Here is a 22,026-nt window from a genome sequence, read left to right as displayed (position 1 = left end):
AACAAACTCCACGAAGCCGCCGACCGCGCCCTCGATCACTACCTCAATCCCCCCAGGCAACCTGCCCCCCACAAGCCCGGCACGATGTTTGTCATCGCCCCGAATATCGACACCGAAACCCTGCTGGCCCACGCCTGTGAATCACTGGCGTCGGCGAGTGTGATGGCGAGTGATTTCGCGGGGTTTCTGCAGGGTTCGCAGCGCAATACGATGCTGGGGATTGCGCAGGTGATCATGCTGGGTGAGCTGGCGGTGAATCGGGCGCTGGATAATCTCGATCCGCAGGATTAGTGGCCAAAGGACCGGGCCAGAGCCGTGAAGCCCGGGCCGGCCAGGACGATCAATAACGCAGGGAAGAGAAACAGCATCATCACGACGGACATTTTGGCGGACATCTTGGAGATGTATTCCTGCAGGCGCGTCAGGCGCCGGTCGTCGAGCAACTGTTTGAGCGCCATCAAGGACTTCATCGCGCCGCCCCCCTGATGGATCAATTGTTGAAGGATCACGCAGGTGTCGGTGAACTCGTCTACTGCAAGCAAGCGGGTGGTCTTGTTCAACTCTTCGCCCAGTTCCAGGCCGGAATCGACGCGGGTCAGAATCAGGCGCAGTTCATGGGTCAGGGCGGGCAGCAATTGCCTGCCCTCTTGGCTCAGCACACGCAGGGATTGCTCCACCGCCATGCCCGATTCGAACAGGGTGCGCAGCAGCGCAATGAAGGTTGAGGTTTCGGTGGCCAGTTGTTTTTGCCGACGTTGTGCGGCGGCGGCCAGCCAGCGTTTGGGCAACAGATAGCCGGCGCTGGTGGCGAGCATCGGGGCGATCCAGTGGTTCTCCACATTCGGGTAGAACAGCCCCTGGATCAGCAGGCACAAGGACAGCGCCAACACCGGCACGCCCACCTGCAAGGCGGCGAACAAGGAGCGTTGGCGTACGCTACGCCAGCCCAGTCGGTTGAGCAGGGCCTGGGTTTCGTTGTCCATTTTGACCGACTGCTGCCCCAGGCGGCTGGCGCCCAGGGCTTGCAGCAGTTGGCTGAAGTGGCTATCACCCGGCGCCTTGCCATCCAGTCGCTGGGCCACCTGGCGTGCCCGTCGGCTTTGGTCCAGCAAGGCGCTGAGCAACAACAGTGCCGCCCCGAAAAGCAGCAGTGCGCTCACCAGCAAGAGCATCTTCATATTCATAGGCTACGCAACATGCGCCAAAGCGCCAGGCAACCGATCACCTGAAATCCGAAGGCACTCGCCAGCATGATTTGCCCTGAGCTGTCGTGCCACATGGAAAGCAGGTAGGTCGGATTGGTGAGTAGAAAGTAACCAGCAACCGAGACCGGCAGCAAGGCAAGGACCACGGCAGTGATACGGGTTTCGCCGGTCATGGCCTTCAACTGGCGAGCCGCTTGCTCGCGTTCGCGGATCATCTTGATCAGGTTTTCCAGCAGCTCACTGGCATTGCCGCCGTAACGGTGGTTGACCTTCAAACCGAGTGCGAGCAGGCGCAGTTCATCTTTCTCGTACAGCTCGGCGAAGTCCGAAGCGGCGTCTGCCAGGCTGACCCCCAGATGCACATTGCGCTGAATCCGGCCCATGGCATTTTTCAGCGGGTCTTCGGCCGCATCGATGGCGCCGAGCACGGCATCGGCCAGGGTCCGTCCGGACTTCAGGCTGCGCACGGCGTGGTCGAGCAGCATCGGCAGCTGTTCGATCATGCGACTGAGGCGACGCTGATAACGCCAGCTGACGAACAGTCGTACCACCACCGGAGGCACCAGCAGCGCCAGCAGCGCGCCGATCCAGCCATCCAGGGCAATCCCCAGCAGCACCCCGAGTATCCAGAACACCAGCCATTGACCCAGGCGTTCGGTGGGACGTCCGAGTCCGGCGCGCAGGAACGCCCGCTCAAGGCCCGCCCATGACGGCTTCTGCACGACCCGCAGCGGTTGCCCCTGGCTCAGGCGTCCCAAAATCCGTTCGTTGCCGGTCTGGCGCAAGCCGTTATAGAGCAGGCGCAGCGCCAGGCCGAGAAAGATCAGGCAAACGAGGATGAGCAGCGCCGGTTTGAGCATGCCGTGGCCTCAGTACGCCGAGGGAGACAGCGCCGAGTCCCGGCGCAATTTGTCGCCAGCCGGATTTACGGCTTCGCGCAGGAAACCGAATCCGGTGTGGCGGTCGAAACGGAACAGTGTGTTGGTGACATACACGTCGTCGCGCACACCGACGACTTCCACCACTTCGCTGACACAGCGGCGACCGTCGGGCATGCGCGTGAGCTGGATGACCACGTCGAGCGCCGCGCAGATCATTTGCCGCAGGGTGCGCTCGGCGATGCTGCGGCCAGTCAAGCCCACCAGGGTCTCCAGGCGCAGCAGCGCATCCTGGGCGTTGTTGGCGTGTACGGTACTCATCGAGCCGTCGTGGCCGGTGTTCATGGCGGTCAATACATCGACCACTTCGACTCCGCGAATTTCGCCGAGGATGATCCGGTCCGGGCGCATCCGCAGGGCGTTGCGAATCAGGTCGCTGGCTTTCACCTCGCCATGGCCTTCGGCATTCGGTGGACGGGTTTCCAGGCGCACGACGTGAGGGTGGCCCAGTTGCAGTTCGGCGACGTCTTCGATGGTGACCAGTCGTTCCTGAGGGTTGATCAACTGGCTGAGAATGTTCAGCAGCGTGGTCTTGCCGGTGCCGGTGCCGCCGCTGATCAGGATGTTGCAGCGTTTGCCCACGGCTTCCTGAATGAATTCGAAGATTGCGTGATCGATGGTTTGCATCGCCATCAGATCGGAGCTTTTGAGCATGTCCTTGCGGAATTTTCGGATCGACAGGCAGGGGCCATCGAGGGCTATCGGCGGAATGATGGCGTTGACCCGGCTGCCGTCCGGCAGGCGCGCATCGACCATCGGCGAAGACTCATCGAGGCGCCGGCCCAGGGGCGCGAGAATCCGTTGCATGACACGTTCGACGTGGTGCGAATCGATAAAGCGCAGGTCACTCAGATGCAGCACGCCTTCGCGTTCGACAAATACCCGGTGCGGACCGTTGACCAGAATCTCGGTCACCGCCGTGTCGCGCAGTAGTACTTCCAACGGGCCGAAACCGGTGAGTTCGTCGACGATCTCTTCGGCCAGGCGCTCCATTTCATAGCGGGAAATCGCCAGGTGCAAACGCGCGATGTACTCGGCCACTTTGTCGATCACGAACTGCGACAGCGCCTGGCGCGAGCCCTCCAGCAGGTTTTTTCCCGACTCTTCGATGGCGTCGATGATGTAGCGGTGCAGCACCAGTTTCAGGCCTTCGTGGTCGGTATTGCCGACCGCGCCGCGATGGGGGGAGCCGAAGAGTTTTTCACTGCTCATTGTGCGCCCCTCAAGCGGTTGAACCAGCCGGTCTTGGGTTTGGCCAGGCCTTCGGAATGTTTGGCCAGGCACTCGCCGAGGGTGCGCAGGCTCTGGGTTAGGCCTTCGCGTGGGGCCAGTTCGAACAAGGTCAGGCCCTGGTTCTTGGCGTTGAGCCGCACTTCCGGACTGTAGGCGAGGGTGGCGATGATCTCCAGGCCGAACGTTTTGCCCAGGGTGTCGGAGTCCGGTGCGACGCTGCGCAGGTAGCGGTCCACGAGCAATTTGGCGTGATCGAGCTTCATGCCTTTTTCGCGCCACAAGTTGAGCACCGTGAGGTTGCGGCGGCAGTCGAGCACGTTCTGGTCGGTGTACCACAGCAGTTTGTCGCAATGGTTGACGAAGGTGCGCAGCGCTTCGCTGTCAGGTTGGCCCGTGAGGTTTACCACGATGTGCTGGAAGTGTTGGCGCAGGGCGCTGAGCAACATGTACAGCTCGGCGGCGCTGGTGTGTTCAAGCGGTTCATCGCCACTGGCGTAGGCGAGGATGCGCAGCCCGGCTTCGCAACTGGTGAAGGCGCTGTCGATCAGCGTCGCGTCCAGGCGTCGCAAGTGGCGCAATGCATCACCGAAATGAAACGAGCTTTCAAGGCCCAGCAGCGCCAGGCTATCGCCCCGGGGTAATCCAAGGTCCAGCAGCAGCGTGTGCTGTCCGCTTTTTTGCACCACTTGCGCCATGTGCGTGGCCAGCAATGCGCCGTCGGCGCTGCTCTGCACGCCATACAGTACGGTCAGGCGGCCCAGGTGCGTGTTCGGCGCGATGGCGGGCAGGCGTTTGCTCAGGCGTCGCACCAGCCCCGCGACTTCACTGGAGCGTGAACCATAGGCCACGAAATCCCTGGCCCCGGCGCGCATCGCATTGAGCACAAGCTGGTTGTCCATGCCGTCGCCCAGCGCGACGATTGCCAGCATCGGTTTGGCTTCCAGCGCGCCTTCGATCAGCGCGCTTTGGGTTACCACGTGGTCGCGGTCCAGGCCGATGAACACCAGGCTGGCGCAGGTCACGTCCACCAGTGCCAACAGTTCGTCGAGGCTGCCACCACCGGCGCTGACCACCTGGCCCAAGGGCGCAAGGGCACCTTGCAGCCATTCCAGGTCGGTGCTGTTGCGCGTGATCGCGAGGAAGGTTTGACTCAGGTTCTGGCTCATTGCGATAACTCGCTGCGTGATACCGCACTCGCCGGCAGGCCGCCGAGCAAAGTGGCCCGGATCAAGCCGTTGAACAGTGGCGTAAAAGGTCTGCGCATGGAAAGGTATCCTTGCTCGACTCAGGGTGTTTGTTGAGTGATCTCGTTGCCGCGAATGACTTCCACGCTGGTTTTGCGCGATACGGCGCCAGGGCTGGCAACGGGTTTGGGCGGCGCAGTCATGGCCAGCTGGCTGAATTGCAATAACTCGCGGTTGGCATTGGCCAGGTTGGCGGAAGAGCTGCTTTCACCGGCCCAGTAGCGCGCCAGGCGTTTTTCATCGGCGCTACGCACGGCCAGGCGCAGCACGCCGGCCTGGGTCGCGAGCATCAGGCGGCTCACCAGTTGTTCTGGAACGGCGAGCAACACGGTCCGGGCCGCGCCTCGGGATTGATCCTGTTTGAGTTTTTCATCGGCGTTGCGCGCCGGGCTGGAAGGCTGGCCGTCGTTGGTCAACCCCAACTGCTCGCCGACCCCGAGCACCCGCAAGGCCGGCACCACGAGTTGGGCCGTTGGCTGCGGATTGAGGGTGTCCATACGCAGGAACAGCAGCACGTCGACATAGTCACCGGGTGTCAGTTGCCCGCCGATACTGACCACTTCTTCCATGGCAACCGCCAGGGCGCGCTCATTTGGGCGGATCATCCGTGACAGCTTGCTGCCGGCTTCGAAGCTTTCGTCGTTGAGCCAGCTGCCGGCGGTGAGGGCGCGCCAAGGGGTACGGCCAATCGCCTGGTCGAGGCTGGTCAGGCTGCCGGCCGGGGCGGTGTGCAACTGTTCCAGGACGACATCGGCGGCGGTGATCGGCGTATACGGCGCGACATCGTTGACCAGCACGACCACGGGATGGCGGGTCGGGTCATTTGCCGACACTGGCAGCTGTGCAATGGCGAGTGGTGCATTGACGGTGGATTGGGCAACGGTCTCGGGGGCCGGTTGACGACTCAATGTGAGTCCCCAGTAACCGGTAATGATGGCGCCGACCAGAAACAATCCGGCGAGGCCCAGAGTGACACGGCTGTTCATGAAGGCTCTCCCTTTCCTGCTGCGCAAACCCCGTCAGGTCTAACGAGACAACTTCGCAATCAGGCAGCTATGAACATGGAACTATTTCGCTATTTGACCGTAGCGCAGGTAGAGCAAAATGCCATTAGTGTGGAAACAATATCTAACGAAAGTGCAAAGTTGCGATAAAACGACCTGTTTTTGACGTCAACGAAACGGTTAATACTTTAGTGTTAATGCGTATTTACAGTTGTTGGGCCGGGGAATGCCGACAATGCTGGTGCTGGCACTGGGGAATCATGTTGCGTCCGTGCAACACCCGTCGTCGTCCAGGAGAAATGTCATGTCTTTTTCCAAGCTTGTTGAGAAGGTCAAATCCGGGATCGCTTTTTACAAGGGCCTGGCCAAGGATACCGAGGGTGCGTCCGGTATTGAGTACGCGATTATTGCGGCCATGGTCGCGGTGGTGCTCGCCGGTTTCAGTGGAGGTGTTCAGAACGCCATCACTGCCACGTTCAACACGATTCAAGCGGCGCTGTGACAAGGAAGTCGACAATTTGCTGTTGCTTCACAGGGTTTCTAACGTCAGCGCTTCGTCCATTGCAGGTGTTACCTCATGAACGCTCACGCACAGCCACGCCAACAACTGCTTCTGGTGGATGACGAAGAGGACGCATTGCTTGAGTTGGCGGAGTTGCTGGAGGGTGAGGGGTTCAATTGTTTTACGGCCACTTCGGTCAAGCTCGCGCTGCAGCACCTGACCCGGCATCCCGATATCGCTTTGGTGATCACCGATTTACGCATGCCGGAGGAGAGCGGCATGTCGTTGATCAAGCGCTTGCGCGAGCATACGTCGCGCCAGCATTTGCCGGTGATTGTGATGTCGGGGCATGCGGGCATGGATGATGTCAGTGACATGTTGCGCTTGCAGGTGCTGGATCTTTTTCGCAAGCCGATTTATCACGTGCGGTTGTTGGAGACGCTCAATAATCTGTTTCCTCAACCGCAGGTTTATCTGGTCAAAGGTTGACTTGGCGGCCTCTGGGCCGACCATGTTTGGGTTGATCGAGTACATATCCATTTCTGCGGTAACGGCTACTGGCGGTTTCGCCCTTACGGCGAGTCCCTTTTGGCAAACGCCCCAAAAGGAACCAAAAAGTCTCGCCCCTTACGTACGGCCCCTCGCTTAGGCTCGGCGTTCCTTCGCTGCGGTATTCATCCGGGGGCATTGCCCTCCGGTCGGCTTCGCTTCGACCTACATGCAATGAGTTCGACTGCGTCGAACGGCGCTGCGCGCCAATCCCCGGATGAACACCTCCACTCAGCCTTCCGAGGGGGCGGGTGGATCAAGATCAAGAGCTGCAGGCGAGCTAACGCTCGGCCTGATGAGTGGTGAGAGGCGACGGGGTGGTGTGGGATGCTCTGCCTTTGCTCTTCTGTGGGAGCTGGCCTGCCAGCGAAGGCGACTGACAGCCGACCAATTTCTTTCGAATGTACCCAGCCCAACTGTAGGAGTGAGCCTGCTCGCGATGGCGGCCTATCGGCCGGCCTGATTATCTGGGAGCACGCTCCCTCGCCACAAACATCAGCCTTCTCAGACCACCGGCCGCCAATGCCCGACCATATGCTCCAGCTCCCCGACACCCACCAATTGAAAATCCCCGCTCGGCCCGGGCGCACTGGCCAGCAACGTCACCTCGCTGGGCAACCGTACCGGCTTCTTGAACTGCACGGCGATCTCAACATTTGCCGCAGGTAGATGCCCGGCCAGCGCAGCCAGCGTGCGTGCCTTGTTCCACAGGCCATGGGCGATGGCGGTCGGGAAGCCGAAGAGTCGGGCGCTGGCCGCGCTCAGGTGAATCGGGTTGTAGTCGCCGGACACCCTGGCATATTGCCGGCCGATCTCCGAAGGCGCTTTCCAGTGCTCGATTTCGCTCAGGACAAGGCTCGATACCAGGTTCTCTTCGAGCGGTTCGCCCTCGAGTTTGACGCCGCGACAGAGCATCCGGCTTTCTTCTTTCCACAACGGTCCCAACTGATCGTCGAGGCTGGTCAGCAGATCGAACGTCGCGCCTTTGGTGTGGGGTTGCAGGTTCTGCACTTGCACGCTGACGCGCACCCGACTCACCCCGCCCATGGGGCGCAGCACACGAATGCGGTTGCTCAGGTGAATCAGGCCCAGCAGCGGGAACGGGAAGTCCCTGGCTGTGAGCAGTTGCATCTGCAAGGCAAACCCGAGGATGTGCGGGTAGGTTGGCGGCAGCAGGCTGTTGTCGGCGAAACCACAGACCTTGCGATAGGCCGCCAGGCGCTTGGGATCGACTTCGACCCAGCAACGCAAACCCGAATCGGGCAGGCGGCTGCCGGTGATTTTTCGCCGTGTCGCCGCTCGTGCGTACAACCCCGGCAGGCTGGGTTCGCGGTTGAGTGTGTGCCAGTCGGTGATCATCCTTAAGCCCCCAGAACGCTTTGCCCACATACGCGCAAAGCTTGCCCGGTGAACGCGCCGGTGCCCGGTTGCGCGAGCCAGGCCACGGCCTCGGCGACGTCCTGCGGCAGGCCGCCCTGGCCGAGGGAGCTCATGCGCCGTCCGGCTTCGCGCAGGCCGAAGGGAATGTGCGCGGTCATCTGCGTTTCGATGAAGCCCGGCGCCACGGCGTTGATGCTGATGCCGCGCTCGTGGAGCAGCGGCGCCCAGGCTTGTGCCAGACCGATCAACCCGGCCTTGCTCGCCGCGTAATTGGTTTGCCCGCGATTACCGGCGATGCCGCTGATGGACGCCAGCAGGATCACCCGGCCGTTGTCGTGCAGGGTGCCGCTGTCGAGCAGGGCTTTGGTCAGCACTTGCGGCGCGTTGAGGTTGACCGCCAGCACCGCGTCCCAGAATTCCGGGGTCATGTTGGCCAGGGTTTTGTCCCGGGTGATGCCGGCGTTGTGCACCACGATGTCGAGGCCGTCGGGCAGTTGTTCGACCAACTGCGTTGCGGCGTCTTCGGCGCAGATGTCGAGGGTGATGCTGCGCCCGCCGAGGCGTGCGGCAAGGGCTTCGAGATCGGTTTTGGCCGGCGGTACGTCGAGCAGGATGACATCGGCACCATCGCGGGCCAGGGTTTCGGCGATGGCGGCACCAATGCCTCGTGCCGCACCGGTGACCAGTGCCCTGCGCCCGGCGAGCGGGCGAGTCCAGTCGGCGACTGGCGTCGCGCATGGATTCAAGCGAATGACCTGCCCGGACACGAAGGCGCTTTTCGGTGAGAGGAAAAACCGCAGCGGGCCTTCCAGTTGCGCCTCGGCACCTTCGCCGACGTAGATCAATTGCAGGGTGCCACCGCTGCGCAGCTCCTTGGCCAGGGAGCGGCTGAAACCTTCCAGGGCACGCTGGGCACTGGCGGCAAACGGGTCACGCAGGGTTTGCGGATCACGCCCGAGAATCACCAGGTGTGCGCAGTGATCGAGGTTCTTCATCAGAGGCTGGAAAAACTCGCGCAGTTGCTTGAGCTGATCGGTGTGCAGCAGGTCGCTGGCGTCGAACACCACGGCCTTGAGTTTCGGTCCGTGGCCGGGAATCCAGGCCGTGGCTATCGAAGGCTCGGTGCCGTAGCTGTAGATCGCGTCGGTCAGGCGGTTGGCAAAGGCGCTGACGTGTTCCGCCAACGGCCCGCCGCCGATCAGCAGAGCGCCTTCTACAGGTCGCAGCCGGCCCGCTTGCCAGCGCTCCAGTCTGCTCGGTACCGGCAACCCCAGGGCGCCGACCAGGCGATGGCCGATGGACGAATTGGCGAAGTCGATATAGCGGTCAGACATGGAACGCGCTCCGAAAGCTGGGGTTCAAAGTGTGGACCATGAATGGCGATCAGTCTTTCGATCCACGAGATAAGGCCTACGCTTGGTTACATTGTAGGAGCGAGCTTGCTCCGGGCGGCGTTCCGACGATGGCGGTGTATCAGCCAACATCGATGTTGCATGTGCTGACCTCTTCGCGAGCAGGCTCGCTCACACAGGGGTTAGTGTTTACATCAGGTCTTTTGTCAGGAGCTCTTCATGACCCAACTGCGCCGCGTCGCGATCATCGGCGGTAACCGGATTCCCTTCGCCCGCTCCAACGGCCCCTACGCCACGGCCAGTAACCAGGTGATGCTCACCGCCGCCCTCGAAGGCCTGATCGAACGTTACAACCTGCACGGCCAGCGCATCGGCGAAGTGGTCGCCGGGGCGGTGCTCAAGTTGTCGCGGGACATGAACCTCACGCGCGAGTGCGTACTGGGTTCGCGGCTGTCGCCCGCCACCCCGGCCTATGACATCCAGCAGGCGTGCGGCACCGGGCTGGAAGCGGCGTTGCTGGTGGCGAACAAGATTGCCCTGGGCCAGATCGACTGCGGCATCGCCGGTGGCGTGGACACCACTTCGGATGCGCCGATCAGCGTCAGCGAGGGGCTGCGCAAAATCCTCCTGCAAGCCAACCGCGCGAAAACCACCGGCGATAAACTGAAAACATTCCTGCGGCTGCGCCCCAGGCATCTGATCCCCGAGTTCCCGCGCAACGGCGAGCCGCGTACCGGGTTGTCCATGGGCCAACATTGCGAGCTGATGGCCCAGACCTGGAACATCCCTCGCCAGGCACAGGATCAATTGGCGCTTGAGAGCCACCAGAAACTGGCCGCGTCCTACGCTGAGGGCTGGCACAACGACCTGATGACGCCGTTCCTGGGCCTGATCCGCGACAACAACCTTCGCCCGGATTCGACGCTGGAAAAGCTCGCCGCGCTCAAGCCGGCCTATGAGAAAAGCGCCAGGGGCACTCTGACCGCCGGCAACTCCACGCCGCTGACCGATGGTGCGTCACTGGTGCTGCTGGGCAGCGAGGAATGGGCCAAGGCACGCGGGTTACCGATCCTGGCCTACTGGCGTGACGGCGAGGCGGCGGCGGTGGATTTCGTCAACGGCGCCGAAGGCTTGTTGATGGCACCGGTCTACGCCGTGCCGCGTTTGCTGGCGCGCAATGGCCTGACCTTGCAGGACTTCGACTACTACGAAATCCACGAAGCCTTCGCCGCGCAAGTGCTGTGCACTTTGAAGGCCTGGGAGGATCCGGAGTACTGCAAAACCCGTCTCGGGCTCGATGCGGCGCTGGGCTCGATCGACCGCAGCAGGCTCAACGTCAAGGGCAGTTCATTGGCAGCGGGGCATCCGTTTGCCGCCACGGGCGGGCGTATCGTCGCCAACCTGGCGAAGTTGCTGGATGCAGCGGGCAAGGGGCGGGGACTGATATCGATCTGCGCGGCGGGCGGGCAGGGCGTGACCGCCATTATCGAGCGCTGAGTGTTTAGCTCCGGGGGCCAGTACACTGAGTATCCCTGTGGCGAGGGGGCTTGTCGGAACGCCGCACCGCCCCGTTCGAGCGCGAAGCGGTCGTAAAATCAGCGACCGCTTTTTCTCAGGCACACTACGTTGATCGCTTTACGGCTGCTTCGCAACCGAACGGGGCGGTGCGGCGTTCCGACAAGCCCCCTCGCCACAGTTGATCGGTTCGCTTATGTACGGAACCTGCGCACCAACCCGTCCAGCTCATTGGACAACCCGGCCAGGCTCTGGGAATCCAGGCGCGCCGAGTTGGCCAGTTCCGCCACTAGCTGCGCATCGCCATGGATCTGGCTGATGTGCCGGTTGATGTCTTCGGCCACTTGATGCTGTTGTTCCGCCGCCGTGGCGATCTGGGTGTTCATGTCGCGGATCACGTCCACCGACTCGCGGATCTGCCCGAAGCTGTTGCGCGCCTCGCCGATGCGCGTCACCGATTGCTGGGACACTTCCAGGCTGGCGTGCATCTGTTGGGTCACCTGGCTGGTGCGTTTGGCCAGGTTGCCCAGCAGTCCGTCGATTTCCGCCGTGGAGTCGGCCGTGCGCTTGGCCAGGGCCCGCACTTCGTCAGCCACCACGGCAAAGCCGCGACCTTGTTCACCAGCCCGGGCCGCTTCGATCGCGGCGTTCAGCGCCAGCAGGTTGGTCTGTTCGGCGATCGAGCGGATGGTCCCCAGGATCGACTGAATGTCGTTGCTGTCGCGTTCGAGCTGTTGCATCGACTGGGCCGACTGTTCGATTTCCTGGCTCAGGCGATCAACGCTGTTCACCGCCGCATCGATCTGCTGCTGACCTTCGCGAGCCTGGCGCTGGCCACTGTCGGCAGACTCCGCCGCATGGCTGCAAGAGCGCGCGACTTCGTTGGCGGTGGCGACCATTTCGTGGAACGCCGTGGAGACCATGTCCACCGCTTCACGCTGGCGTCCGGCGGCTTCGGCCATGTCGCTGGAGACCTGGGTCGAACTCCTGGACGTGGCGAGGATTTTGCCCGCCGCGCCGCCGATGTTCTGGATCAGGTTGCGAATCGCGGTCAGGAACTGGTTGAACCAGTTGGCCAGTTGCGCGGTTTCATCATTGCCACGGATTTGCAGGTTCTGGGTCAGGTCGCCTTCGCCCTGGGCGATGCCTTCCAGGCCGCTGGCCACGCTGCGGATCGGGCGCACGATGAGGCTGGCAAAACTGGCGCCGACGACGGCGAAGATGACAGCCAGGACGGCGGCGATGATGGCGATCAACCAGGTCAACTGGGTCGCGGAACTCATCACGTCGTCCTGTTTGATCAGGCCGATGAAGGTCCAGCCCAGTTGTTCCGATGGCCAGACGTTGGCCATGTAGTGCTCGCCGTTCAGCTCCACTTCCACCAGGCCTTTGCCGGCCTTGGCCAGTTGCGCGTAGCCGTCGCCAAGGCTGTTCAGCGGTTTGAAGTTGTGTTCCGGTTGTTTCGGATCCACCAGGACCATGCCGGTGTTTTCCAGCAGCATCAGGTAGCCGGTTTCACCGAGCTTGATCTGTTTGACGATTTCGGTGAGCTGCTTGAGCGTCACGTCGATGCTGACCACGCCGCCATTGGTGCCCAGCTTGTTGTCGATGGTGCGCACGGTGCTGACGTAGGTCGCGTCGTCCTGGGCCCAGTAATAGGCCTCGGTACGGAACGGCTTGCCCGGTTTGGCCTGGGCCGCCTTGTACCAGGGGCGCTGGCGCGGGTCGTAGTTATTCAGCTTCGGATCATCCGGCCACGACACGTAGCCGCCCGCCGCCGTGCCGAGGATGGCATAGGCGTAGGCCGGGTGGCTGTTGCCCAGATCCTGGAGCAGGGTGAAGACTTTTTTGTCAGTCTCGCCCTGAGGGACGCTCTCGGCGTTGGCGGCCATGTAAGTCTTGAGGCTGTCGTCGGAGTTTCGGATCAACGGCTGCTTGGCCAGGTAATCGACGTTCTGGCTGATGCCGTCAAAGAACAATTGCATGGCGTTGCTGACCTGACGAATCTCGCGGGCACTGCCGTCGACGAATTCGTCCCTGGCATCACTGCGCAGGTTCAGCACAACGAGGGTGGCGACCAGCACCACGGGCAGGCAGGCGATGATTGCAAACGCCCAGGTCAACTTCTGTTTGATGTTCATCCGCGCTCCAGATTTTCTTGTAGGCCCACGCAGTGCAGATGACTCGCGGTTTATTGGCAGCCGTAAACGTTCTTGGTCAACCCGGGTCCTTGAGTGCGGCATCGCTTTTGTTGTGGCAGCGATTGTCGGACAAATCACTTTGTCACTTAGGACTTCGGCTGTTGTTGGAGGAAATTGAGGCCTGTTGGGAAAAATCCTACGGAAGGTATGAGCGGTGGTGTCAGCTTCTGTCGCAATTACCCTCAATGCCCATGCACAACAAGTGACGCAGGCTCGGCTATGATCTGGAACGACCATGGCGGTCGTCGGTTTTACCTGATGAAATCGGTACATTGTGTGCATCTGCAATGTTCATAAGTCGGCAACCCCTCCCCCCCGTGAGTGGATTGCCGTATAACGAATGACTTTCGCGTGTTTGGTAATAAAGGACCCACAATAAAAGCTGATGAAGACTCCAAAACGCATTGAACCCCTGATCGAGGACGGTCTGGTCGACGAGGTGCTGCGCCCACTCATGAGTGGTAAAGAAGCAGCTGTTTATGTGGTGCGCTGCGGCAACGAGTTGCGTTGCGCGAAGGTCTACAAGGAGGCGAATAAACGCAGTTTCCGTCAGGCGGCCGAGTACCAGGAAGGCCGTAAGGTGCGCAACAGCCGTCAGGCCCGTGCGATGGCCAAGGGCTCCAAGTTTGGCCGCAAGGAAACCGAGGACGCTTGGCAGAACGCCGAAGTGGCGGCGCTGTTCCGTCTGGCCAGTGCCGGTGTGCGGGTGCCCAAGCCGTTCGACTTCCTCGAAGGCGTGCTGCTCATGGAACTGGTGGCCGATGAGTACGGTGATGCCGCTCCGCGCCTGAACGATGTGGTGCTGGAGCCGGACCAGGCCCGGGAGTATCACGCGTTTCTGATTTCCCAGATCGTGCTGATGCTGTGTACCGGTCTGGTGCACGGTGACCTGTCCGAGTTCAACGTGCTGCTGACGCCGACCGGTCCGGTGATCATCGACCTGCCGCAGGCGGTGGACGCAGCGGGCAACAACCACGCGTTCAGCATGCTGGAGCGGGATGTGGGCAACATGGCGTCCTACTTCGGGCGGTTTGCACCGGAGTTGAAGAAGACCAAGTACGCCAAGGAAATGTGGGCCTTGTACGAGGCCGGCACCTTGCACCCGGCCAGTGTTCTGACCGGCGAGTTCGCCGACACGGAAGAGCTGGCGGACGTGGGCGGCATCATGCGCGAGATCGAGGCCGCGCGCCTGGATGAAGAGCGCAAGCAAGCCGTACGCGCGGCGGACGATGCTCCGCCGGGCAAGACCGAAGAACCGCCTCCGCCCTGGATGCAGTGATCGGATAAAGAAAAACCCGGCTTCGGCCGGGTTTTTTGTGCGCCACCCAAATCCTTTGTAGGAGTGAGCCTGCTCGCGATAGCGTCGGCACGTTCAACATTGATGTGTCAGGCAGATTGCTATCGCGAGCAGGCTCACTCCTACAGGGCGTTGCGGTGGTTGGTCGGAGTGGCACAACACCCCGACTCCAGATTCTTCAGGATCGGGCAATCCGGCCGATGATCGCCCTGACAGTGCTCGACCAGGTCCTGCAAGGTGTCGCGCAACTGGCCCAACTCGCGGATCTTCTGGTTCAACTCATCGATGTGCTGGCGAGCCAACGCTTTCACATCGGCGCTGGCCCGCTGGCGGTCTTGCCAGAGGGTCAGCAACTTGCCGACCTCTTCCAGGGAAAACCCCAGGTCCCGCGAGCGCTTGATGAACGCCAGCGTGTGCAGGTCGTCATCGCCGTACACCCGGTAGCCGCTGTCGGTGCGATGGGCTGCCTTGAGCAGGCCGATGGATTCGTAATAACGGATCATCTTTGCGCTCAGGCCACTGTGGCGGGCCGCTTGGCCGATGTTCATCGGTTGTCCTCCAGGTCCTTGGGTTTCCAGGTTTTCAACAGTAACGCATTGCTCACCACGCTGACGCTCGACAACGCCATGGCCGCACCGGCCAGCACTGGATTGAGGAAACCGAACGCCGCCAGCGGAATGCCGATCAGGTTATAGACGAAGGCCCAGAACAGGTTCTGCCGAATCTTGGCGTAGGTCTTGCGGCTGATCTCCAATGCGGCCGGCACCAGTCGCGGATCGCCGCGCATCAGGGTGATGCCGGCCGCGTGCATGGCGACGTCGGTGCCGCCGCCCATGGCGATGCCGATGTCGGCGGCGGCCAGTGCCGGGGCGTCGTTGATGCCGTCGCCGACCATCGCCACCACCCCGGATTGTTTCAGTGCGGCGACCGTGGCGGCTTTGTCCGCCGGTAGCACTTCGGCATGCACATCGTGGATGCCCAGCACCTCGGCCACCACCTTGGCGCTGCCGCGATTGTCGCCGGTCAGCAGGTGGCTGCTGATGTTCCGTGCGCTGAGTTGTTGCACCGCTTGCAGCGCGCCGGGCTTGAGGGTGTCACCGAAGGCGAACAGGCCCAGCACCTGTGGTTCGGGGGATTGTTCGATCAGCCAGGACAAGGTCCGGCCTTCTTTTTCCCACGCGATTGCGGAGTCGGCCAACGGCCCGGCATTCAAGCCGCTGTCCTCCAGCAGACGCCGATTGCCCAGCGCCAGGCGACGCCCTTCGAGGTTGCCGGCGATGCCGCGGCCGGTCAGGGACTGGCTGTCGCTGACATCGGCCACCTTCAATCCACGCTCGGCACAGGCATCCAGAACAGCCTTGGCCAGCGGGTGCTCACTGCCGCGTTGCAGGGCGCCGGCCAATTGCAGCAAGCTCGCCTCATTACCGTCGATAGCACTCAGATGAGCAATGCGCGGGGCGCCGGAGGTCAGGGTGCCGGTCTTGTCGAATACCACCGCGCTGACTTCATGGGCTCGCTCCAGTGCTTCGGCGTCCTTGATCAGAATCCCGTAGCGCGCCGCCACGCCGGTGCCGGCCATGATCGCGGTCGGCGTGGCCAGGCCCAAGGCGCACGGGCAGGCGATCACCAACACCGCCACGGCGTTGATCAGCGCGGTTTCCATCGGTGCGCCGTACAGCCACCAGCCGATCAGGGTGGCCAGGGCAATCAGCAGCACAGTGGGCACGAACACCTGGCTGACTTTATCCACCAGTTTCTGGATCGGCGCTTTTGCAGCCTGAGCGTCTTCCACCAGACGGATGATCCGCGCCAGCACGGTTTCCGCACCGAGGGCCTGGGTACGCACCAGCAACCGGCCTTCACCGTTGATCGCGCCACCGGTGACTCTGTCGCCGGGCTGCTTGGGCACCGGCAGGCTCTCGCCACTGATCAGGGCTTCGTCGGCGTGGCTCTGGCCTTCAACCACTTCGCCGTCCACCGGGAAGCGTTCGCCGGGTTTGACCATCACCAGATCGTTGAGGCGCAGGGCGCTGATGGCGACGTCTTGCTCGTTGCCATCGATCACCCGGATCGCCCGTTCCGGACGCAAGGCTTCGAGGGCTCGGATGGCGCTGGCGGTCTGGCGCTTGGCGCGACTTTCCAGGTACTTGCCCAGCAGCACCAGGGCGATCACCACCGCCGAGGCTTCGAAGTACAGATGCGGCATGCGCCCGGCGGCGGTGGCCCATTCGTACAGGCTCAAGCCATACCCGGCGCTGGTGCCCAAGGCAACCAGCAAATCCATGTTGCCGGCCCCGGCGCGCACGGCTTTCCACGCGGCGACGTAGAACCGTGCACCGAAGATGAACTGCACCGGCGTGGCCAAGGCGAATTGCGCCCAGGCCGGGAGCATCCAGTGCACGCCGAATGGCTGTAGCAGCATCGGCAATACCAGCGGCAAGGCGAGGGCAATGGCGATGATCAAGGCCAGGCGTTCGCGGTGCAGGCGCTGTTGTTGATCGTCGGTTGGCGGGTGTTCGACTTCCCACACGCTGGCGCTGTAGCCAGCCTTGGCCACCGCGGCGATCAAGGTTTGCGGGTCGATCTGGCCGAGCAGTTCAAGGTGGGCGCGTTCGTTGGCCAGGTTGACGCTGACGCTTTTCACCCCGGCAACCTTGCCTAGCGCACGCTCGACGCGACCGACGCAGGAAGCGCAGGTCATGCCGTCGATGCTCAATTCCAGGCGCTGTTGCGGCACGCTGTAGCCGGCCTTGGCCACGGCATCCATCAGGGCCGACAGGCTGTCGCTGGGTGCCTGGACCCGCGCCTGTTCAGTGGCGAGGTTGACGCTGACGGCACTGGCGCCAATGACTTTGCTCAAGGCGCGCTCGACCCGCCCAGCGCAACTGGCGCAGGTCATGCCGGCAATCGGCAGGTCGAACGTGGTGGATTCGGACATCGGTCGCACTCCCTGTAGTAGATGACCACAGGATCAACCTTGCCATGCTGGCAAGGTCAAGTGCCATAATTCAGATCAAGCAGCCGATCAGTAGCCGAGACCGGCGCGCTTGAGGTACATCCCGTCCTGCGTCATCGCGATCCGGTACTTGAGCACATCCCCGGCCTTGAGCTGGATATCCTGCGAACCCGGCGCGAGCATGCCCGGATTGCAGCCCGGGACCTGGCCCGGCAGCAGTTTCAGGCGCAGCGAGACGATGCCCGGCGGCAGGTTGAACGAGGTGCTCTGTTCCTGAAACAGCCGCGCCGCCAATTGATCCTGGATGTACACACCGATTTCGCAGCTGGTCGCGACTTCTAGGCGCTCGCGGGAAATGATCAGCACGCCATAATCCTGACCGGCAGCATTGACCGAAGGCACGGCGGCGAAAAGGCTGAGAAAGCCAAACAGGCTGAAAACTGACCAGCGCATGGCTGAATCTCCTGAGTTCGAGTCATTGATGGACGCAGCTTGGCCGAGCGTCGCGCCGATTGCCAGCCCGGCAGCTAACTTCAGAACTTGACCTTGCCATGGTGGCAAGCTCGAAACTGGGCTCAACCCTCGGAAAAGGAGTCATCCATGCAAGTGTTCAACGTTGAAGGCATGTCTTGTGGTCACTGCGTCAAGGCCATCACTCAGGCGGTCCAGGCCAAAGACCCGGCGGCCAGTGTGCGGGTCGATCTGGCGGCCAGGGAGGTGGGTGTCGAAAGTGCGCTGACCGCCGAGCAGGTGATCGAGGCGATCAGCGAAGAGGGTTACGGCGTCAAATTGGCCTGAATTTGATAGTTAGCGAGCTACCGGAATGTTCAAGGCGTCCATGCGCAGCTAGACTGTCGGGCTGCCGACTTCTGCCCCACTGGATGCCTGATGAACTTCCGAACCATTCTGATTCTCGGCGCCTTGAGCGCATTTGGTCCGCTGGCGATCGATTTCTACCTGCCGGCCTTCCCGGCCATGGCCCTGGCTTTCGGGACGGACGAAAATCACGTTCAGATGACGTTGGCAGTGTACTTCTTCGGCTTGTCCATCGGTCAGTTGGCCTATGGCCCGGTGGCGGATCGTTTCGGGCGACGCATTCCTTTGCTCATCGGTGTCGGTTTGTTCACCGCCGCATCCGTGGCGTGCGCCTTTGCGCCGAATCTTGAATGGCTGATCGGCGCGCGTTTCATCCAGGCGTTGGGCGGCTGCGCGGGTATGGTGATTTCCCGGGCGGTGGTCAGCGACAAGTGTGATGCGGTGGGGTCGGCGAAAGTTTTTTCGCAATTGATGCTGGTGATGGGACTTGCCCCCATCCTCGCGCCTTTGCTGGGTGGGTTGTTGGTCAACACCACAGGCTGGCAGTCGATCTTCCTGGCCTTGACCGGTTTCAGTGCGCTGGCGGGGCTGGCGGTGGCGACGGGATTGCCGGAAAGCATGCCGGCCCATATGCCGCGTCAACCGTTGTCGGGTGCGCTGCGTCAGTACGGCCGGTTGCTGGCTGACCCGATATTTCTTGGCCATGCCTTGACCGGGGGCATCGCCATCGCCGGGATGTTTGCCTACATCGCCGGTTCACCCTTCATCATCATCAAGCTCTACGGCGTTGCGGCCGAGCATTTCGGCTGGCTGTTCGGCATCAATGCGGCGGGCTTCATTCTGGTGGCGCAGGTCAACGCGCGGTTACTGGCCAAGCGTGGCCCGACGTTCTTGCTGGCGCGCGCAGTGTGGGTTTATCTGACGGCCGGTTTGGCCCTGCTCGCTGTCAGCTCGCTGCACCCGGCACAATTGTGGCCGCTGCTTATTCCATTGTTCATCTGTATCGCCAGCCTCGGTTGCATCAGTCCCAACGCCGCGGCCTGTGCGATGAGCGGGCAGGGCGCACGGGCCGGCAGCGCGTCGGCGCTGCTCGGTTGTCTGCAATTCAGCGTGGCTGCCGGCGCCTCTGCGCTGGTGGGCGTGCTGCACGACGGCAGCGCCGTGCCGATGGCCATGGTCATCAGCCTGTGTGGAATTCTGGTGGTGAGCGCAGCGGTGCTCACCCGGCGTTTGCAAAATGCCCGGGCGCTGGCGCAAGCCCAGGTTTGAGGCTGGAGTCAGCCGGCTGCACGCTGCGGGAGGAGGATGGGGATCTGGTGAGGGGCCTGGATGCGGGCTTCAAGGGTACGCGTGAAAGCGCGAGCTTCTGCTTCGCTGCGGAACGTCACAGCGTGTTGGTCAAGGCGGACTTGCCACTGGGATTTTGCCAGTTCTTTTATCAGGATCTTCATAGCCGATCTCCTCTCGCAAAAGATGTCTCGTAAAAGATGTCTCGTAAAAGACGTTACGCAAAAGAATGCCTCGCAGGAGATTCGATTGTAGTCCCGTATACGGTCACCATTGTGACAAGGATCAACTGTCGGACTGACGGTTTGTAACCAAAAAAACACGGCTTTTCTGGGGCGGCCACAGAGGCTGTCTACGACCGGGATTGCCCGGTCGCAGTCGGAAAACAGCAGAAGTCGATGAAATCAGCGATGGTTTTTTTCAGCGCTTCAGAACCCTTCCAGCACAATCTTGCCCTTGGCCTTGCCGCTTTCCAGCAGGGCATGGGCACGGCGCAGATTGGCCGCGTTGATCGTGCCGAAGTGTTCGCCCACCGTGGTTTTCAGTGTCCCGGCATCGATCAGCCAAGCGATGCGATTGAGCAGGTTGTGTTGCTCGATCATGTCCGCGGTTTCAAACAGCGAACGGGTGTACATGAACTCCCAGTGCAGTGACAGGCTCTTGCGTTTGAGCTTGGTCACGTCCAGCGACTTGGGGTCATCGATCAGCGCCAGTTTGCCCTGGGGTGCCAATGCCTCGATCAATTGGTCCAGATGCTGGTCGGTTTGCGTCAGGCTGGCGACGTGGGTGACCTGATCCACACCGGCACGCTTGAGTGCTTCGCTCAGTGGCTGGCCATGGTCGATGACCAGATCGGCGCCCAACTCTTTCACCCAGCTTTGGGTTTGCGCACGCGAAGCGCTGCCGATGACTTTCAGGGCCGTCAGTTGGTGAGCGAGTTGCGTAAGAATCGAGCCCACGCCGCCCGCCGCGCCGACAATCAACAGGCTCTGGCCTTCAGCGGTTTTGCCTTCGCGTACTTGCAGGCGCTCGAACAACAGTTCCCAGGCCGTGATCGCGGTGAGCGGCAGGGCAGCGGCCTCGGCGAAACCCAGGGTCTTTGGCATGTGGCCGACGATGCGCTCGTCCACCACATGCAACTCGCTGTTGCCGCCCGCACGCGCGATGGAGCCGGCGTAATACACCTTGTCGCCGGCCTGGAACAGCGTCACCTCACTGCCCACCGCCTTGACCACACCGGCCACATCCCAACCCAACACCTTGGCCGCACCACCTTCGGGCTGGACGTTCTGGCGCACCTTGGTGTCTACCGGGTTGACCGAGATGGCTTTGACTTCCACCAGCAAGTCGCGGGGGCCGGCGACCGGCTCCGGCAGTTCGATGTCTTGCAGAGCCTTGTCGTCACTGATCGGCAACGAGGCGTAGTAGGCAATGGCTTTCATGGGCGGCTCCGGAACACTAATAAAGAAGAGATTCGATGGGGCAGATGATTGGCTATTTCTCCTGAAGATAAAACCAGCTAAAAGAGCAGTCTCTTTCAATATTTTTTTGATAATCGGTGCTCTGATGCTGCGTTTCGATGACTTGCAGTTGTTTGTCCGGGCGGCGGACCTTGGCAGTCTGTCCGCCGCCGCGCGGGGCATGGACATGTCGGCGGCGGTGGCCAGTGCGGCGCTCAAGCGCATCGAACAGCAGCTCGGCGCCCGATTGTTGGCCCGTTCGACCCGCAGCCTGCGCCTGACCGCCGAAGGTGAGGGCTTTCTCGAATACGCCCGCGCGGCCCTGAGCAATCTCGACGAGGGCCGGCGATTGCTGGCCAGTGGTCAGGACCAGGTCAGCGGGGTGCTGCAACTGTCGGCACCTTCGGACTTTGGCCGCAACCTGCTGCTGCCCTGGCTCGACGAGTTTCAACGCGAGCATCCGAAACTCACCGTGCGCTTGCTGCTGGGGGACCGCATCGCCGACCTGTTTCGCCAACCGGTAGACATTGCCCTGCGCTACGGAGAACCGGAAGACTCCAGCCTGGTGGCGCTGCCCATCGCCCCGCAGAACCGCCGGGTGTTGTGCGCCGCTCCCGGCTATCTGGCCCGGCATGGCGAGCCGCGACATCTGGAACAACTGGCACAGCACAATTGCCTGTTGTACATGCTCGGCAGCCGGGTCCACGATCACTGGAGTTTTCACGACGGCAAACGCGAAGTCAGCTTGACCGTCAGCGGCGATCGTTTCAGCGACGATGCCGATGTCGTGCGCCTTTGGGCCGTGGCAGGTGCCGGGATCGCTTACAAGTCCTGGCTCGATGTGGCCGCCGATGTTCTGGCCGGTCGCTTGAAGGTGCTGATGCCGGAGCTGCTCTGTGAGCGCGCACCGTTGAATCTGTTGTGCGCCCATCGCGCACAATTGAGTAAGCCGGTGAACCTGTTGCGTGAAATGCTTGCCAGACGATGCGCCCTTTTGAGCAGTCAATTTCCGGGCTTATCGGATATCGATCATTAGTCGCACGAAAAAAGAGAAATTTCCCTCAGGAACGATCACCACCTACACCGG

Annotated in this window: 21 protein-coding genes and 1 pseudogene; 8 read left to right on the top strand and 14 right to left on the bottom strand. The window is 61.9% G+C overall.

Going from position 1 to position 22,026, the window contains the following annotated elements:
* On the top strand, positions 1-291 hold a 291-nt coding region (locus tag KGA96_RS26335; RefSeq protein ID WP_223515476.1), incomplete at its 5' end, for a DUF6124 family protein.
* Here the strand turns inward: KGA96_RS26335 and KGA96_RS26330 are convergent.
* From KGA96_RS26330 to cpaB, 5 genes are all read right to left on the bottom strand, one after another.
* Entirely contained in the window at positions 288-1,178 is an 891-nt protein-coding gene (locus KGA96_RS26330; protein ID WP_046043774.1) for a type II secretion system F family protein, read from the bottom strand. The two genes, KGA96_RS26335 and KGA96_RS26330, sit on opposite strands and share 4 nt — an antisense overlap.
* A 2-nt stretch (positions 1,179-1,180) precedes the next feature.
* Positions 1,181-2,065, bottom strand: a complete 885-nt coding sequence (locus KGA96_RS26325) for a type II secretion system F family protein (protein ID WP_046043772.1) — start codon at positions 2,063-2,065, stop codon at positions 1,181-1,183.
* A 9-nt stretch (positions 2,066-2,074) separates the two neighbouring features.
* Positions 2,075-3,355, bottom strand: coding sequence for a CpaF family protein (locus KGA96_RS26320; protein WP_046043771.1), 1,281 nt, complete (start codon positions 3,353-3,355; stop codon positions 2,075-2,077).
* Positions 3,352-4,542 carry a CpaE family protein gene (locus tag KGA96_RS26315; RefSeq protein WP_046043770.1) on the bottom strand — a complete coding sequence of 397 codons (1,191 nt, stop codon included), beginning with the start codon at positions 4,540-4,542 and terminating at the stop codon, positions 3,352-3,354. Before KGA96_RS26315 ends, KGA96_RS26320 begins: the two co-directional genes overlap by 4 nt.
* Before the next feature lie 119 nt (positions 4,543-4,661).
* Positions 4,662-5,606 carry a Flp pilus assembly protein CpaB gene (gene cpaB, locus KGA96_RS26310; protein ID WP_046043769.1) on the bottom strand — a complete coding sequence of 315 codons (945 nt, stop codon included), beginning with the start codon at positions 5,604-5,606 and terminating at the stop codon, positions 4,662-4,664.
* A 322-nt stretch (positions 5,607-5,928) separates the two neighbouring features.
* On the opposite strand from cpaB, the gene KGA96_RS26305 reads away from it, so the two are divergent.
* Both KGA96_RS26305 and KGA96_RS26300 read left to right on the top strand, forming a co-directional pair.
* On the top strand, positions 5,929-6,126 hold the full coding sequence (locus tag KGA96_RS26305) for a Flp family type IVb pilin (RefSeq protein WP_046043768.1): 198 nt from the start codon (positions 5,929-5,931) through the stop codon (positions 6,124-6,126).
* A gap of 75 nt (positions 6,127-6,201) precedes the next feature.
* Positions 6,202-6,615 (top strand): response regulator, encoded by a 414-nt coding sequence (locus KGA96_RS26300; RefSeq protein WP_046043766.1) that lies wholly within the window; start codon positions 6,202-6,204, stop codon positions 6,613-6,615.
* 564 nt (positions 6,616-7,179) lie between these two features.
* On the opposite strand, the gene KGA96_RS26295 is transcribed toward KGA96_RS26300, so the two are convergent.
* Positions 7,180-8,034 carry a MaoC family dehydratase gene (locus KGA96_RS26295; RefSeq protein WP_223515474.1) on the bottom strand — a complete coding sequence of 285 codons (855 nt, stop codon included), beginning with the start codon at positions 8,032-8,034 and terminating at the stop codon, positions 7,180-7,182.
* A 2-nt stretch (positions 8,035-8,036) separates the two neighbouring features.
* Positions 8,037-9,389, bottom strand: coding sequence for a 3-oxoacyl-ACP reductase (locus KGA96_RS26290; RefSeq protein ID WP_223515473.1), 1,353 nt, complete (start codon positions 9,387-9,389; stop codon positions 8,037-8,039).
* A 237-nt stretch (positions 9,390-9,626) separates the two neighbouring features.
* Between KGA96_RS26290 and KGA96_RS26285 the strand changes: the two genes are divergently transcribed.
* Positions 9,627-10,904 carry an acetyl-CoA C-acetyltransferase gene (locus KGA96_RS26285; RefSeq protein ID WP_223515471.1) on the top strand — a complete coding sequence of 426 codons (1,278 nt, stop codon included), beginning with the start codon at positions 9,627-9,629 and terminating at the stop codon, positions 10,902-10,904.
* 212 nt (positions 10,905-11,116) lie between these two features.
* Here KGA96_RS26285 and KGA96_RS29975 read toward each other — a convergent pair whose 3' ends face one another.
* Positions 11,117-11,845, bottom strand: a complete 729-nt coding sequence (locus KGA96_RS29975) for a methyl-accepting chemotaxis protein (protein WP_404942377.1) — start codon at positions 11,843-11,845, stop codon at positions 11,117-11,119.
* A 129-nt stretch (positions 11,846-11,974) separates the two neighbouring features.
* Positions 11,975-13,063, bottom strand: a pseudogene (locus tag KGA96_RS29970) (cache domain-containing protein); the annotation flags it as partial.
* Between the two features lie 445 nt (positions 13,064-13,508).
* Between KGA96_RS29970 and KGA96_RS26275 the strand changes: the two are divergent.
* Entirely contained in the window at positions 13,509-14,402 is an 894-nt protein-coding gene (locus tag KGA96_RS26275; protein WP_046043760.1) for a PA4780 family RIO1-like protein kinase, read from the top strand.
* A gap of 140 nt (positions 14,403-14,542) precedes the next feature.
* Here KGA96_RS26275 and cueR read toward each other — a convergent pair whose 3' ends face one another.
* The 3 genes from cueR to KGA96_RS26260 form a co-directional block, all read right to left on the bottom strand.
* Complete coding sequence (gene cueR, locus KGA96_RS26270) at positions 14,543-14,968, bottom strand: Cu(I)-responsive transcriptional regulator (protein ID WP_046043758.1); 426 nt, start codon at positions 14,966-14,968, stop codon at positions 14,543-14,545.
* Complete coding sequence (locus KGA96_RS26265) at positions 14,965-17,358, bottom strand: heavy metal translocating P-type ATPase (protein ID WP_223515469.1); 2,394 nt, start codon at positions 17,356-17,358, stop codon at positions 14,965-14,967. Before KGA96_RS26265 ends, cueR begins: the two co-directional genes overlap by 4 nt.
* 87 nt (positions 17,359-17,445) lie before the next feature.
* Positions 17,446-17,829, bottom strand: a complete 384-nt coding sequence (locus KGA96_RS26260) for a hypothetical protein (protein WP_046043756.1) — start codon at positions 17,827-17,829, stop codon at positions 17,446-17,448.
* A 147-nt stretch (positions 17,830-17,976) separates the two neighbouring features.
* Here KGA96_RS26260 and KGA96_RS26255 point away from each other — a divergent pair, with 147 nt between their 5' ends.
* Positions 17,977-18,174, top strand: coding sequence for a cation transporter (locus KGA96_RS26255; RefSeq protein WP_046043755.1), 198 nt, complete (start codon positions 17,977-17,979; stop codon positions 18,172-18,174).
* A 90-nt stretch (positions 18,175-18,264) separates the two neighbouring features.
* Positions 18,265-19,461, top strand: coding sequence for a multidrug effflux MFS transporter (locus KGA96_RS26250; RefSeq protein WP_223515466.1), 1,197 nt, complete (start codon positions 18,265-18,267; stop codon positions 19,459-19,461).
* Between the two features lie 8 nt (positions 19,462-19,469).
* On the opposite strand, the gene KGA96_RS26245 is transcribed toward KGA96_RS26250, so the two are convergent.
* Positions 19,470-19,643, bottom strand: a complete 174-nt coding sequence (locus tag KGA96_RS26245) for a hypothetical protein (RefSeq protein ID WP_185754870.1) — start codon at positions 19,641-19,643, stop codon at positions 19,470-19,472.
* A gap of 264 nt (positions 19,644-19,907) precedes the next feature.
* Positions 19,908-20,921 carry a zinc-binding alcohol dehydrogenase family protein gene (locus KGA96_RS26240; protein ID WP_046043753.1) on the bottom strand — a complete coding sequence of 338 codons (1,014 nt, stop codon included), beginning with the start codon at positions 20,919-20,921 and terminating at the stop codon, positions 19,908-19,910.
* Between the two features lie 124 nt (positions 20,922-21,045).
* Between KGA96_RS26240 and KGA96_RS26235 the strand changes: the two genes are divergently transcribed.
* The gene (locus KGA96_RS26235; protein WP_046043752.1) at positions 21,046-21,975 is read left to right on the top strand and encodes a LysR family transcriptional regulator; all 930 of its coding nucleotides are present in this window, start codon (positions 21,046-21,048) and stop codon (positions 21,973-21,975) included.
* Positions 21,976-22,026: the final 51 nt, after the last annotated feature.

It is taken from the genome of Pseudomonas sp. GL-R-26 (assembly GCF_019947365.1).
GTDB lineage: Bacteria > Pseudomonadota > Gammaproteobacteria > Pseudomonadales > Pseudomonadaceae > Aquipseudomonas.
The sequence above is the reverse complement of the archived record's forward strand: the minus strand, read 5'-3'. Positions and strand labels throughout refer to the sequence as shown.